This is a genomic window from Dyadobacter ginsengisoli DSM 21015, assembly GCF_059568735.1.
The window spans coordinates 764,215-779,694 of record NZ_JCANTY010000005.1; the positions used below are offsets into that span (position 1 = coordinate 764,215).

Genomic DNA, 15,480 nt, shown 5'->3' on the forward strand with positions numbered 1-15,480 from the left:
TTGATCATTTTCTCCTCTGCCCCATTTTGCCTTGTGGTTGCACTTCGAGTAAACCTGCGCCTGGCGGGTAAATATTGCAGTTTCCGAATCCAAATAGTTAAAGGCTTTTGCCAATTCGCATGTCGTGACGCGCAATTGTAGAATTATTTAACTAGCCCAACAAAAATTAGACTACACTTTGATTTTCTAAAAATCAATTCAAATAGCGTGTGCGCTTGCTGCCTTTTCTCCTGAATCTCCGTACTATTTCCTGAATAGTGTTTTACATCAACTTATTCCCAACCTCCTCCAAAAAATGAAAATAGCATTGATCGACAGTCAACAGATCTTTACCGAAGCATTAAAAATGATGCTGCTTAACTCCCTCCCCGATATTCAATTTGTGGGTAATTATAGTTCGGTCGAAACTTTCATGACCGGTGTCATGAACGATGCTCCCGATATCGTCATTACCGAACTTTGTTTTAAGGGGAAATATGACTGGCATGCCCTGGATTCGGTTTTCCATCTTTATCAAAACAATGCTAAATTAATTATCCTCACTTCTATGACCGATCAGGGGCTGATCAGAAATTATATGTGCCAGGGAGCAAAAGCTTTTCTAACCAAAACCTGTTCATTTCAGGAGTTACTGGACGCCATCGGGCAGGTTCAGAAAGGTAACTTGTTTCTATCTGAGGATGTTCAGAATTTGTTATTGACCGGAATGTATGGAGGCTGGCCGTCGGCAGATGATCTGTCGAGTATCGAGCGCGCAATCCTGGATGGGCTCTCCAGGGATGAACCTTTGAGAACCATTGCCAATAATCTGGACATTTCATTAATCGAGTTGAAATACTATCGCAAAATGATCATGTCAAGGTTTAATCTTAAGCGGTATCTGGATCTTGTCGATCTTGCCAAAAAGCCGGGGTTTCTAAAAAGGGAAACGGCCAGAAGGAGGGCAGCTGCCGATCGGTCCGGGCGCAAATCGACGCCCAAGCGGCGCAAAGATCCCGTTGTGCCGCTCCGATAGGCAAACGAGTCCGTACTGCACTAATTTGAAGCACCTGTAAAATTAGTAGTGGTTTGGTTCGAATTTTATAGTAGAATTTTACTATAATCTATTTTATATACTATGAAGAGACGGCTCACACCGTGGCCCGTCCGTGCAGGTGATATTTACTCAACGTTAACATCCCTCTTTTTACCGAAATTCTCAATTCCGGTATCATGACACCACTGAGCCTTGGTCGTTCACCGATCTGGCAAATAGGCGCTGGGATGCATATTGACAAGACAGGATCACCGGGTGATCTTGTCTTGTTTCCCCATGATACTTCGCAAAAACTGCCTCTTGCACATCAGAAGCTCGCAATTTGATTATGCTCATTTGCTCAGAGATAATCCCTGGACACCGAACTGCCCGGTTCCATGCCCCGGCGGATTTGTTCAGGAAAATATGCCCATCACAACCTGGATCGGTCCCAAACTTTTTCGGGCGGGTATGCTTCGTGGTCCCGGCAAAACTCCGTCATTTGTAGATAATCCACCTACATGAATGTAGAAAAGTTAAAGAGGTGCACCGTGTTTATACGAAGGATTATTCTTAAATTTTAGCATAAATTACAATTTCAATATAGAATTTATGTTAATTTCGTGATTACATTTTTTAATACGTTGAGTATATGCAATAGGCCGGGGCGTTTGCCTCGGCTATATTTTTAGCTGCATATTCAATCGCTTTATTTGCGGGCAATATCATTTTCTCCTGACCGCCCCTCACCATGCCCCTCTAATCGAAGTAGATTTAACATTCTGGCAAACTCCGGCTGATAGGGTGCCTGTATCGTAACCAGTATCCCGCGTGCCGGATGTCTGAATTGGAGGGACTCCGCGTGCAGCATCATCTGCATCATGTTTAACTGCTCTTTAAAAAACCGGTTCTGTTTATTGCACCCATGCGGGCGGTCACCGATGATCGGATGAAGAATATGCGCCATGTGCTTGCGAAGCTGGTGCATTCGTCCCGTCTCAGGGGTCAGTTTAACGAGTGAATAACGTGAAGTAGGATGCTTACCGACCGCGAATGGGACCTCGGTTCTCTGCAAGGTTTCATATCGTGTCAATGCGTGCTGGATTACGCCGTCGTCCCTTTTCAACGGGTAGTCGATCTCGCCCGCATCGGGTGTGTAGCCGCGTACAATGGCGTGATAGGTCTTAATGATTTCCCCATTCATGAACCTGCGCTGCATTTCGCTGTTCATTTCTTCGTTCAAGGCGAATAACAATACCCCCGAAGTCTTACGGTCGAGCCGGTGCACTGGATACACCTTTTGCCCCAGCTGGTCGCGCAGTAACTGCACAGCGAATACATCGGCGTCGCTGGCGATAGGTGAGCGATGTACCAGCAAGCCATTCGGTTTATTGACTGCGATGAGTACGTCGTCCCGGTAAATGATGTCTAGCTGGATCGGAGTTTCTGTCACTTAAAAAATAGAAAGTTCTTTGTCCGCCTTCGATGTGAGTACCGCATACGAGCTGGGCTTGATCCCACGAAGGTAGGGAAACGACCGGAGCAGGAAATGCTTCAGTTTGGTGAGGTAATATCCTTTTGCGTTATTTCTGAAAGTCATTTTCAACACCGCATCGTCGTACAGATGGCATATGTCCTTTTCAACCCGGAATTGTTCCGATCGCAACAGGAATCTGAACAGGGCCGGCGTATAGATATTGATATGACCATACGAAAGGAAATGCTCCAGTTTGCGGTCGGCATAAAAAGAGAAGTCAATAGGTACCTCAAATATCTGGTATTTCGAAACCCGCTTGATCTCCCGCAGCAGCAACCTTTCATACTCCACATGTTCGAGTACATGGGAACAGATCACGAGATCGAAGCTATTGTCCGGATAAGGGATCTTATATCCGTCAAAAAGCCGCACATCATTCAGATTTGGAATATTTTTGGACTTGATGAGCTCGATCCCACTCTCCGATATTTCAATACAGGACATGTCCTTGCAAAAATTCCATTGTGAGAGCCAGTTCAGAATACTTCCCTCCCCTGCCCCGACCTCCAGCACATTGCGGAAACTAATGTTCCGGGCCAGTTCGACGATATTTAAAGCCTTAAATTTGGCACCCGTATTCCGCCACTCAACAAGTCCTTCATCGTACTGGTTGGAATAAGATTTCTTTATCTGATCTGATAGTTGCATGTTTTGACACAGAAATATGATGGCACAGCAAAAAGCTATTTTCTGCCAAACTCTCTAATGATTCTTTCTGGAATGTCTGATCCGGAAACGGATCACTCCCCACAATACGAGATACAATATCCCGAGCAGCATACCGATCTCCATCGCGAAAACCCAGGCAGTGCGGTCGAGCAGGCTTTGTATCAGATTATTGATGATCGCCTCCGGCTCATGGATAATATCCCAGCTGTTCATTCTCCGGACACGTCCCAGATACACCCCGAAACCCGCCAGCGGCAGGCTGATCAGCAATAACGTATTGGCAGGCTTTCGATCAAACACCTTGCGCCAGGAGCGGTGAATCCAATACAGCGAAACCAGCCCGTTGAACAGGCTCACCTCTGCGTAGGAGAAAAGCATGATCGTGTCGTGCCAGGTCAGGTCACGCTGGTAATCAACCGTGAGATGTGCCAGATCCGTGATCATATACGGCGCATTGGGGAAAAACGCGAGCCAGGCTACGCTCAGAAGAGTCAGAACGACTGGGATATGCCCGAATCTTTTGGTGAGATTATCCGCCAGAAAAGCGATGATCAGCGGTATCCAGCTCAGAAAGAGATTCCAGTCGAGAGAAAAATCGACGGGTGCATTAAAAAGGATGCGGACAAGGTGGAAAAATACTGCGAGAAAGCTCAAAAGCATGAGCAGCAACAACGAAAACAAACCCTCCATCGTAATGATCGGAGGGTCGGATACGCTGAATTTATAATTCCTTATCCAATCTATCAAACGGTCCAATAGTACGCAATTTAAGTTTCTTCATGACGGTAAAGCAAGACAAATGAATGCTCATCACGTCTGACCAACTCTGATGTGAGGTTACGCCTCTGTAGGGTTTACAGATGTAGGCTGTTCTTTCTTTGGCCTCCGTCTCTTGTTCCGGCGCTTTGCCTTGCTTTCTTCCGGCTTGGCCTCCGCCTGAACTCCATCCTGAGGCTGGGGCCTGGGTTCGCGATGTGGTTTTCTCGCACCCGATGTTCCCGTGGAAGCCCTTTTGGTATTTTTATTACGCCGTCCCGACCGCATTCGTTGCGGCTCAAACAGCGGCGCCTCACCTAATCCGAGTTCCTGGGTAATTGATTTCTTCTCAACTTCTTTTTCAAAGAGCCTTTCGATCTTCATCACGTATTTCTGATCGTGCTCGTTGATAAAGGTAATCGCGGTCCCTTTCGACTCCGCACGTGCCGTACGACCGATACGGTGTACATAATCTTCCGGGTCACGAGGGACATCGTAATTAACGACATGGCTTAGGTTATCAATATCTATGCCGCGCGACAACACATCGGTCGCTACCAGTATCGGAAATTGCCGGTTTTTGAAATCACGCAATACGATTTCGCGTTCAGCCTGCTCAGAATCAGACGAAATGCCGTGTGCACCCAATCCCAGCTTTCGCAACGAACGCACGATCGGCTCGACAGCGGATTTGCGGGATGTAAACAACACCATGCTGATATTCTCCACTTCTTTCAGCAAATGGATCAGCAATTGCAGTTTTTGCTCATCCCTGGCCAGGTAAAACTGCTGATCGATCCTTTCCGCCGGACGGGATACCGCCAGCCTGATCTCCTCAGGGTTATGCAAAATACGTTTGGCCAGCTCGCCGATTTTGGGAGGCATAGTGGCCGAAAACATCAGTGTCTGCCGCTTCGCAGGCAGAAAGCTCATAATTTTCAGGATATCGCCCAAAAAGCCCATATCCAGCATACGGTCGGCCTCATCGAGCACCAGGTGCCGCAGGTCGCCAAAATTGACATAACCCAGTTGTAAATGGGCGATCAGCCTGCCGGGAGTCGCTATAATAATATCTGCGCCTTGTGTCAGTGCTTTTTTCTGCTGATCCCATTCCGGGCCCTTGTTTCCGCCGTAAACAGCGATGCTCGTTGCTCCGACGAAATAGCCCAGACCCTGGATTTGCTGGTCGATCTGCACGGCAAGCTCCCTCGTCGGCACGAGGATCAACGCACCGGTGTGCGTATTGGCCTCATGCGCCACTTTGTCCAGTATGGGAATCAGGTATGCGGCAGTTTTACCGGTACCCGTCTGCGCGCAGGCCAGCAAATCCTTGCCGTTGAGAATGTGGGGAATAGCTTGCTCCTGGATAGGTGTTGCCTGCTGGTAGCTCATGGAATCCACGGCGCTCAGTACGTCTTCGTGGAGTTCAAATTCGTTGAAATTCAAAATTCAGCTTTTAAGATCCGTAAATACGTTGATTTACAGATGTGTTATAGATATAGCTGACTTTAAATTTCCCAGTCAGCAAACCGCTCGATTTGAACAAATATAACCAATAAGTCCTAAAATGACAAGAAAGGTGCGAAACCGACGTGTAAAAGATTAACTACACGGCAGTTCCACACCTTCCAAAACTAATGCGATTTTTAAACGTTGACGTCGGTGAGATCGCCCGCCTCTTCGGGTGAATAGAGCCTTGAACGAGTGATAAAACGCACCCCCAGCGGAATCTCCAGAGAGAAACTTGCACCCCGGCCGGGCACTACATCTATGATCAGCTGCGTGTGCTGCCAGTATTCAAACTGGTCGCGGCTCATGTAAAACCCACAGCCAGCGATTTCCCCCAACAGCACATCACTATCCGATACCCGGAACTCTCCTTTGGGAAAACACATAGGCTGCGAGCCATCACAACAACCGCCACTCTGATGAAACATCAGCTCCCCGTTCGCTTCCCGAAGCCGGGCCACCACAGCCTCGGCTTCGGGTGTTATCAGCACTCTGTTTGTCATAGCATTCTCAGAAAAACCCAAGCTTGTTCTTATCGTACGAAATCAGCATATTTTTCGTCTGGCGGTAATAACCCAGCATCATTTTGTGGTTTTCACGCCCAAAACCTGATTTTTTGTAGCCTCCGAAGGGAGCGTGGGCGGGGTAGGCGTGGTAATTATTGACCCACACCCTACCCGCCTGAATCGCCCGCGGTACCTGGTAAAGCTCATGCGCGTCGCGCGTCCACACGCCCGCGCCCAATCCATAGAGGGTATCGTTGGCAATGGCAATAGCTTCCTCGGTGGTTTTGAAAGTCGTTACACACACTACGGGGCCGAATATCTCCTCCTGGAATACACGCATTTTATTATGCCCTTTAAAAATCGTGGGTTGAATATAGTAACCGCCTGAAATTCCATTTTCGAAAGTCTGCGCAGCACCCCCTGTCAGCACTTCGGCACCTTCCTCCTTTCCAATTTTAAGATAGGACAATATCTTTTCGTACTGATCATTCGAAGCCTGTGCCCCCATCATCGTAGTTCCGTCCAGCGGGTGGCCCATTTTTATGGCTTTTGTGCGCTGGATTACCCTCTCCATAAACTTATCATAAATGCGCTCATGCACCAGCATCCGCGACGGGCAGGTACAAACCTCCCCCTGGTTCAATGCAAAAAGCACGGCGCCCTCGATGGCTTTATCGAGAAACGCATCGTCCTCATCCATGACCGAAGGGAAGAAGATATTCGGCGATTTACCTCCCAATTCCATGGTAACGGGCACCAGATTATCGGAGGCATATTGCATTATGAGCCGGCCGGTAGTGGTTTCACCAGTAAAAGCGACCTTAGCCACACGTGGCGATGATGCCAGCGGCTTACCTGCTTCCACACCGAAGCCGGTGACGATATTGAGCACGCCGGGAGGCAGAATACCGCCGATCAGTTCCATGAGCACCATAATAGAAGTAGGCGTTTGCTCTGCGGGTTTTACCACCACGCAGTTACCTGCCGCCAACGCCGGTGCTATTTTCCAGGTAGCCATCAAAAGCGGAAAATTCCAGGGGATGATCTGGGCCACAACACCCAACGGCTCATGCAGGTTAATGCACACGGTGTTTTCGTCGTGCTCCGAAACACTGCCTTCCTCGGCACGGATCACACCGGCAAAATAACGAAAATGGTCTACGCAGAGCGGCAAATCGGCGGCGCGGGTTTCGCGGATGGCCTTGCCATTATCAATGGTTTCGACAACGGCCAGATATTCCAGATTATCTTCGATCACTTGCGCGATTTTCAGCAGAAGGTTGCTGCGATTGGTAGCCGAGGTTTTGCTCCAGGCCGGGAATGCCGCATGAGCAGCGTCAAGCGCCACTTCCACATCTTCCTTCGTCGAACGTGCAGCTTTCGTGAACACCTGACCGTCGATGGGTGAAATATTGTCAAAATACTCTCCCCTGGCTGGCGCGACGAACTGGCCATTGATATAGTTTTCATATTTTTCCTTAAAATCAGGCCGCTTGGCCAGATTCTCATTGCTGTACGTCTTACTCTCAACTCCAGGGTTCTCGGTGATCGTATCCATGATTAAAGGTTATTTTTGAAATGATTGATGATACAAACCTACCCAGTCGGGGCGTTAATCATTGGCACGATCGTGTCAAGTGGTAGGATAATTATCTCATTTTTTCGAAAAAGAGTTATATTTAAAGGATAAAAAGGGAGGGAGGAAGGAGGAAAGGAAGAAGGGAGGAAGGATTTGTTGAAATCGGTTTGTTTAAACAATTGCAGTGATGGCGGGAGGTTACAGATTGAATCAGGTGGCAGTTTCGGGGGAAAAATCCCTGAAAACGCTGGTGGAAAACCGCAGGGCATTTACGCTGGAAAATTGCGAGCTGAACCTGTTCGAAACTTTGCAGCCATCCGCATTGGTGCCACTTACTTTTTCGGATTTTGTGGTGACGAGCATGCTGCGCGGCAAGAAGGTCATGCATTTGTTCGATCAGCCGGGTTTCGATTACCTGCCCGGCGAAACGGTGCTGGTACCGGCGAACGTGACCATGAAGATCGATTTCCCCGAGGCGGCCCGTGAGAACCCTACCCAATGCATTGCGCTGGCGATCGATCAGCCGAAGATCCAGCAGATCGTCGACAGGCTCAGCGAAACCTATCCGCGTGAAGGCAAGCAGCAGTTCTGGTCATTGCAACACAATCAATACCATTTTCTTAATAATATCGAACTCGCGCAAACACTTAACAAACTCATTAAAATTTGTTCAGGAACGGCATTGGGCAAAGACATTCTCGCCGACCTCACGTTGCAGGAACTCATCGTACACATTATTCAAACGCAACATCTCGCGGCCACAGACGAAGCTTCCTACCTGCACGAGGACAGTCCACTCGCGTTTGTGGTCAATTACATTAAGGCCAATATCAACGAAAAGATCCAGGTAGAAGACCTGAGCGAGAAAGCCTGTATGAGCCGCGCGTCGTTTTACCGCGCATTCAAACGCGAGTTCAGCATCAGCCCACTGGATTTCATATTGAAGGAAAAGATCAAAAAAGCGAAGCAACTTTTGTCGCAAACCAGAGAAAGTATTTCCGACATCTGCTATCAGCTTGGATTTTCCGATTTGAACTACTTCGGACGGCAGTTCCGCAAATCGGAGGGAATATCGCCGAGCCAGTACCGAAGTGTTGCAAGCCGGGAGGAGTAAATTAGTGAATGCGCCCCTGTTTAAGCCGGTCGACCATCACAATGGCGCGGTCGATGCGGACCTGAATGGATTTGGCGCCGGCTACATAATAGATAATGGCCCGCTGATTCACAGGTTTGGCACTCTCGAACAGCCTGTTCGCTTCTTCATCCTGCATCAGCAATTCCTGCAACTCCTCCGGCATATCGCGGCCGTATTCGCTATCGTCCTTTCGGATGGCCGCATGCAGCTTTTGCCCCAGTACAAGCTTGCCTTCCTGCCGCAGCGGCGTACCGACATTAATATAAAAACCTCCGCCGCCTTTCGGCCGGATCGCGCATTGGAAGTTGACATGCCCATTGAGCACACACCGCACACGGGCCGGCTTACGCCCCTCCACAAACTGCGCAGCCACATCGTCGGGTACCATCATATAAAATTCGCCTCCCTTTTTGGGGAGGCGTTCCAGGAATGATTCAAAATGAATTTCGTCTTCCATCGGAAGTAAGAAAAGTTTATTCTGTCAAAGGTCTCACCTGAATATCTTTATAATATACCACGCTCCTGGGATCGTGCGCCTGCAATGCAAATGTACCGGCTTTCAGAAACCTGGCCTTCATTTCCCCTTCACGCTTGTCCACGTCAGCTTCTTCATAATCCACCACCACTTTATCATTGATCTTGATGGTAATGTGTTTGCCTTCCACTTTGATGTACTCGGTATACCATTCATTGTCTTTCACATAAGTTTCTTTCACATCCACTACATTATAAAGGCTACCGGTACGCTTATAATCGGTGTGCGACTGGTTTACCTGCACTTCATAACCTAGCGAAGGCCAGCCGTCTTCCTGGTAAGTGGTGTGAATGAAAATACCGGAATTGGAACCCGGCGTCGTTTTCACCGTGGCTTTGAACTCGAAGTTCTTGAACATATGGTTTTTGACAGGACCTTCATAGAACAGGTGAGCCCGCGGCCCGGCCACCTTAATATTACCGTCCTCGATCGAGAAGGAGCTTGCATTCGCACCGACCTTCCAGCCATCGAAGTTCTTTCCGTTAAAAAGTGTGATCCACCCGTCCTGCGCGTGAGCGGAAATACCCAGTGCAATGCTCAGCAAAATAGCGCTGCAAAAAACATGCATTAATCTTCTCATAAAATTCCGGTTTGAATGTTCAAAAGGTGGTCTGCAAAAAATTCATTAACGTGTAATTAAACCGCAAATGGACGAAAACTACTGATTCTTTACACAAAGTTTACCTGCCGGCGGGCAACCTTCGCTGCACTTTTGCGGTTGTATGGTGCCGGGGTAGTCCACAGTTCCCCGCCAATGTTTATAAACCCCAATGCAGAATCCCTATTTATCCCTTCTGGCCACCGCCTGGCGGTACGCACGCCAGCAACGCAAGCGCTATTTGCTGGTGTACGGTATGTTCGTCATGGCCAATATCGTACTGGCAGCCCACCCGTTGCTCTATGGCTGGTTCATCCAGTCGATTCAGCAGGATGCCGAAGGTACATTGCGCAATGTGTGGATCTATGCCGGTGCATATCTGGGCCTGATCCTGGCCGAATGGGCGTTTCACGGGCCCGCACGTGTGATGGAGCGTAAGCTTGCGTTTGATCTCAGCAGGAATTTCCTGGACGAAATGTACCATCAGGCACTCCATTTGCCCATCCGCTGGCACCAAGACCACCACAGCGGCGCGACCATCAACCGAATCAGGAAAGCGTATGAAGCACTGAAAGATTTTTTTCAGAACGGTTTCATGTTCCTCCATGCATTCGCCAAGTTCGTATTCTCTTTTATTGCAATACTCTGGTTCTCTCCCCTATTCGGTGCCGTGGGCGTATTGATTGGGATGATCAATGTCTGGGTAATTTTCAGGTTCGACAAACCCTTCATCAAAGCGCTCGACGAATCCAATGAAAAGGAGCATATTGTCTCCTCTACATTGTTCGACAGCCTCTCCAATATCATTACGGTAATTACCCTCCGGCTGGAAAAAAGGATGAAGATCAGCCTGATGAGTAAAGTCGGGGATGTGTTCCCACCATTTAAACGATCGGTGCTGATTAACGAATGGAAGTGGTTTGTGGCCAGCATTTTTATCGCCGTTATCTACATTGTTGTCACAATAGGCTACGTGTATCAGCACTATACCCCGGGTGAGGTCTTTCTGGTTGGAGGCCTGGTTACGCTGTTGAGTTATGTCAACCAGTTCACAAGCGTCTTCCAGGATATTGCCTGGCAGTATACCGAGATCATCCGGTACAATACAGAAGTGCAGACCGCCAGGGTAATCGGCGATGCTTACCGTCAGCATCATCGCTTGGACGTTGCCGGGGCATTGCCTGAGAACTGGCAGGAAATCAGCATCGAGAATCTCAATTTCTCTCACGGCGAGGTTTATGATTCCGAGAAAGTGGCCCACAGCCTGCATGGCCTGAATATCCGGCTCCGCCGTAAACAGCGTATCGCATTCATAGGCGAAAGCGGAAGCGGCAAAAGTACCTTGCTCGCATTGCTGCGCGGGTTATACCAGCCCGAAAAAGATGCGCAGGTCAAAATTGACGGGCAACTTGGAGCCAGCATTGAGATGCTCGCAGATCAGGTCACGCTGTTCCCTCAGGATCCCGAGATCTTCGAAAATACCATTGCCTATAACATTACGCTGGGACTGCCTTTCGAGGAATCCGACATTATGGAGGTCTGCCGCATTGCACATTTTTCTGAGGTGGTGGAGAAACTGCCCAAAAGCCTCGAGTCCAGCATACAGGAAAAGGGTGTTAACCTCTCGGGCGGGCAAAAGCAACGACTGGCGCTTGCCCGCGGGATTCTGGCTGCGCGCAGCTCCGACATTGTGCTGCTCGATGAACCTACCAGCAGCATCGACCCTAAAACTGAATCGCAGATCTACGATAAGATGTTTGCTGAGTTCCGTAGCAAGGCGGTGGTCTCCACGTTGCACCGGTTGCATTTGCTTACCAAATTCGATTATATCTACATTCTGCGCGACGGACGACTAATTGATGAGGGGACCTTTGATAACCTTTATCATAGCAGTGCGGTGTTCCAGGATCTTTGGCGACATCAGGAAGCATTGGCCACCCGTCAAGGGGGCATCGACATGAGATAAATGGTGAAATAAATCTGATTGGTTGGCCTCACAGGAGTTATGTGGCGCTGACTGTCCTGAGCACAGCAACCAGATCTGGAACCAGCTACGCAGATCCCCATTATTCCGGCTGACGATGGGCTCGATACCGGATTCCACACCAACGAGGGAGGTACTGAAGCACAAGTGTAGAATTTCCTGCTTTAAAAAGTCGTAGAAAAATTACCCAATGGGTTCTGGTATCCAATCCATAGCAAAGTTTTAAACCTCTCACCGGGCCCAAAGTAGCTAATAGCCGACGTCAGAGGCAACTTAACCACTCTGGAAAGTGGTATTTTTCCTTTGAATCGAACCCAGCAGCAGCCTCGATCCAAAGTCGGAAATATTAGATGTATACCAGCTGTCTGTTGAATTTAGAAACAAAACAGTCATCCCCTTTTACACCGGTTGCACGCCTTGCGGGTTGGAATCTGCGTATACATCGTGCGACAGAGATCCCGCAAACACGTCCGTGTTTGTTTATTTGAAACAAATCAGCCCTGTTTTTCAGGATTCGTAAAGGATGAAAAAAAATGCCGGATCATTTAAAAGTTTGTGATAGCTGGTTGCTGGTACGATCATTTTAAACACGACCAGTTGGCAAAAACTTCGGGAATGCTCTATCTTCGACATAGCTTTTTCAAAACATTCGTACGCCATTGCAATGTCCGGTGTCGGCAAGCGCAGACCCACTGTTGAATGTATGTTACTCAACGCCACCATATTAATACGTTTAATAAAATGTTTAAAACCCTCCGATCGACCACGGCTGCATTTTTGCTTGTCACTGGTCCAATTTCAATTGTACATGCCAGCGCGACGCACCGCGAGTTACCAAAGCCTGAGAAATTCACTTCCGCTGATACACTGGATGCATCGACCAAACCAGATACGCTGACAAAAAATCCGGCATCAAATATTCATTACGGGCTAGCCGCCATTGCGACAGGAACCACCAACGACCAGGTTCCCCTATGGATGCGTTCCAATCAATACGGGAACATTCCGATACGAGGCGCTTCCCTGGGTCTTGTGGGCAGGTTTGCACGTGAGTATTCTCCTGATACACGAAAAAGGCTGACAGATTGGGGAGCAGCGGTCGAATCCCGGGTCAATCTGGGAAAAGATGCGGAGGTAATCTTAATTGAAGCGTATGTAAAAGGTCGTCTCGGAATCTTTCAGTTAAAAGCCGGCCGTAGCCGTGACATGATGGGGTTGGTTGACTCTACGCTGTCATCCGGCTCATTTTCCATATCCGGTAACAGCCTTGGAGTACCCAAGGTCGAACTGTCGATCCCTGAATTTTGGACTGTCCCCTTCTTATGGGACGTTATTGCGGTTAAAGGCAATTACGCACATGGCTGGCTCGGGGAAGTTGGAACGCGTAACGGCACGACCTATGGTATGACAAAGACCTATTTTCATCAGAAGTCAGTTTATGCAAGGTTTGGAAGACCCAACTGGAAAGTTAAGCTCCTGGCGGGTTTTAACCATCAGGTTTTTTGGGGAAATGAAAAACAGATCAATGGCCCGAAATATAAATTGTCGTCGTGGGAAACCTATAAGCGCGTGATCTTTGGAGAGAGCTACGGGGGGGAAACCAACGGTTTGCCGAGGTCAAAAGTGGGCAACCACCTGGGATCTATCGACCAGGCCATCGAAGTAAACGCCGGCAAACTCAATTTTTTGGCTTATCACCAGTTTTTCTTTGAGGTAGGAGGTCTTTATCATCTCAACAATGTCAAAGACGGGCTGTTCGGGCTGAGTATTGCCAACAAAGACTTTGCTTCCTCAGAATCAAAAATCCGCTGGAAGAAATTTCTTATCGAATATATCGCCACAAAGAGCCAGGGTGGAGAAATTGATGCGAAAATAACTCCTTCCGGAGATGAAGATTATTATAACAACTACATCTATGAACGGGGGTGGTCTTATAAAGGCGAGAACATCGGAAATCCTCTTATCACCAGCACCGCTTACGCCCGGAAAGAGTTACCGGCGCAGCCCCGGGAATATTTTGTCAATAACCGACTGAAAGCCATTCAGATAGGATCGGAATATGCTATTGCCGAATGGAATTTCCTACTGAAGTTAAACTATTCTTTCAATTATGGAACCTACGGCACCAGCCCCTGGGGACACTCTCTCAACAATATCAGAATTCCATCCAAGCCACCGTATTTCGGAGAAGAGCGCCAGTTCTCGGGATACGTTATGGTAAACCGTGGACTAAAGCACAACATGGATATTGCGCTGACCCTTGCTGTCGATCAGGGCACCATGCTGTACAATTCTTCCGGGTTATCGCTGAAAATTTCAAAAACGTGGTAATGGCATCTGTCAAATTAGTTCTTGCAAAAATACAAAATGCGCATACAATGCACCCACCATTGGGGGCAGGTAGCAAATGTACCTGGAATTAAAGTTGAAGCTTGTTCTTACCCGAAAAACCTATAATGCAAAGAATACCGCGAAAAAACTAGGCCTCACGAACGTGCAGGAGGCATCGGACGATAGCGCGACGAGAGCAACAGGTGTGTAAAATGTACATCCGATAAGGTGGCGGAATTCTTATTATCCTAACCAACCTGTTGCTTTTTTACCTTAAATTTGTCCAATTGACGGTTTGTGATAGGAACCATTTACTTTAACTCATTTTAGAAACAAGTGCCTCACTATTTAAGTTACTATGCTTGATTGGTTGTTTGGAAAAAAAAGTACCAAGAATGTAGATTTGGCGCACATCGGCATAGACATTCATTCGCACCTCATCCCAGGGATAGATGATGGTGTGCAAACTGTTGAGGAAGCGGTTGAAATGGCTGCCAAAATGCAATCCTTCGGCTACACGCATATTGTGACAACCCCGCACGTAATGTGGGATTGCTACAGGAACACTCCTGATATAATTTTGTCGGGATTAAAGGATGTGCAAAAAGCGGCCCTCGATGCGGGATTAACCATTCAGATAGCTGCTGCCGCAGAATATTTCATTGACGAACATTTCAATGAGTTAGTTTCTTCCGGACAGGAACTACTCACATTACCGGGAAACCGCCTATTGGTCGAACTTCCCTATTCAACCCCTCTGATGAATACATCGGAAAACCTGTTCAGTATCATTTCAAAAGGGTATCAACCGATACTCGCTCACCCCGAACGGTATACCTATTTTCACTCAGATCCATCCATTTACAAAAAACTGGCGGATGCCGGTTGCGAGTTGCAGATCAATGTGTTATCTCTTACAGGCTATTATGGCGAAAACATCAGTAAAATAGCGGAATGGCTACTCAAGAATAATTTAGTGACTTTTCTGGGCACCGACGCCCATAAAATTCAGCACCTGGATATGATCCGCAAGAGTAACAGGCATCAATGGTTGTCCAAATATTCGTTTCAAAATGAAAAACTTATCGGTAAGTGAGGGCGAGAATTGAATTTATTCTATATTTGTGTTAATTTTAGCTACGGACATAATTTGCACATTACCTAGAATCAGCATTAGACCCGCTTGCCGCTATGTCGTTCGCAAACAGTTACAAACATCGCTAAAGTGTCCTGAAAATAATCTGAAAAAATCTATTTCAATTTAACAATATATTCATTTTCAATAAATTAAAACTAGAAAAATTACTCAACGTTATTATTTATGGC

General features: G+C 47.7%; 13 protein-coding genes. 5 read left to right on the forward strand and 8 right to left on the reverse strand.

The features are described 5' to 3' along the window. The first annotated feature begins 295 nt into the window (after nt 1-295). Complete coding sequence (locus tag BP71_RS21690) at nt 296-1,015, forward strand: hypothetical protein (RefSeq protein ID WP_496383072.1); 720 nt, start codon at nt 296-298, stop codon at nt 1,013-1,015. A 709-nt stretch (nt 1,016-1,724) separates the two neighbouring features. Here BP71_RS21690 and BP71_RS21695 read toward each other — a convergent pair. The 6 genes from BP71_RS21695 to BP71_RS21720 form a co-directional block, all read right to left on the reverse strand. Then, on the reverse strand, nt 1,725-2,468 hold the full coding sequence (locus BP71_RS21695; RefSeq protein WP_496383074.1) for a pseudouridine synthase: 744 nt from the start codon (nt 2,466-2,468) through the stop codon (nt 1,725-1,727). Continuing rightward, entirely contained in the window at nt 2,469-3,200 is a 732-nt protein-coding gene (locus BP71_RS21700) for a class I SAM-dependent methyltransferase (protein ID WP_496383076.1), read from the reverse strand. It abuts the gene before it with no gap. Nucleotides 3,201-3,254: 54 nt separating this feature from the next. Beyond that, nucleotides 3,255-3,977: a DUF1361 domain-containing protein gene (locus BP71_RS21705; protein ID WP_496383078.1), complete on the reverse strand. Its 723-nt coding sequence runs from the start codon at nt 3,975-3,977 to the stop codon at nt 3,255-3,257. An 81-nt stretch (nt 3,978-4,058) separates the two neighbouring features. After that, nucleotides 4,059-5,369 (reverse strand): DEAD/DEAH box helicase, encoded by a 1,311-nt coding sequence (locus BP71_RS21710; protein WP_496383145.1) that lies wholly within the window; start codon nt 5,367-5,369, stop codon nt 4,059-4,061. A 254-nt stretch (nt 5,370-5,623) separates the two neighbouring features. Next, entirely contained in the window at nt 5,624-5,989 is a 366-nt protein-coding gene (locus BP71_RS21715; protein WP_496383080.1) for a DUF779 domain-containing protein, read from the reverse strand. 7 nt (nt 5,990-5,996) lie between these two features. After that, the gene (locus BP71_RS21720; protein ID WP_496383082.1) at nt 5,997-7,550 is read right to left on the reverse strand and encodes an aldehyde dehydrogenase family protein; all 1,554 of its coding nucleotides are present in this window, start codon (nt 7,548-7,550) and stop codon (nt 5,997-5,999) included. 208 nt (nt 7,551-7,758) lie between these two features. Between BP71_RS21720 and BP71_RS21725 the strand changes: the two genes are divergently transcribed. Further along, nucleotides 7,759-8,685, forward strand: a complete 927-nt coding sequence (locus BP71_RS21725; RefSeq protein WP_496383084.1) for an AraC family transcriptional regulator — start codon at nt 7,759-7,761, stop codon at nt 8,683-8,685. A gap of 1 nt (nt 8,686) precedes the next feature. Here the strand turns inward: BP71_RS21725 and BP71_RS21730 are convergent, their stop codons facing one another. Both BP71_RS21730 and BP71_RS21735 read right to left on the reverse strand, forming a co-directional pair. Beyond that, nucleotides 8,687-9,163 carry a YdeI/OmpD-associated family protein gene (locus BP71_RS21730; RefSeq protein WP_496383086.1) on the reverse strand — a complete coding sequence of 159 codons (477 nt, stop codon included), beginning with the start codon at nt 9,161-9,163 and terminating at the stop codon, nt 8,687-8,689. Nucleotides 9,164-9,179: 16 nt separating this feature from the next. Next, nucleotides 9,180-9,821 (reverse strand): 3-keto-disaccharide hydrolase, encoded by a 642-nt coding sequence (locus tag BP71_RS21735; RefSeq protein WP_496383088.1) that lies wholly within the window; start codon nt 9,819-9,821, stop codon nt 9,180-9,182. 190 nt (nt 9,822-10,011) lie between these two features. Between BP71_RS21735 and BP71_RS21740 the strand changes: the two genes are divergently transcribed. From BP71_RS21740 to BP71_RS21750, 3 genes are all read left to right on the forward strand, one after another. Continuing rightward, a complete protein-coding gene (locus BP71_RS21740; RefSeq protein ID WP_496383090.1) occupies nt 10,012-11,805 on the forward strand; it encodes an ABC transporter ATP-binding protein in 1,794 nt (597 codons plus the stop codon). 759 nt (nt 11,806-12,564) lie between these two features. Next, nucleotides 12,565-14,154, forward strand: coding sequence for a capsule assembly Wzi family protein (locus BP71_RS21745; protein ID WP_496383092.1), 1,590 nt, complete (start codon nt 12,565-12,567; stop codon nt 14,152-14,154). 358 nt (nt 14,155-14,512) lie between these two features. After that, a complete protein-coding gene (locus tag BP71_RS21750; RefSeq protein ID WP_496383094.1) occupies nt 14,513-15,250 on the forward strand; it encodes a tyrosine-protein phosphatase in 738 nt (245 codons plus the stop codon). Nucleotides 15,251-15,480 lie beyond the last annotated feature (230 nt).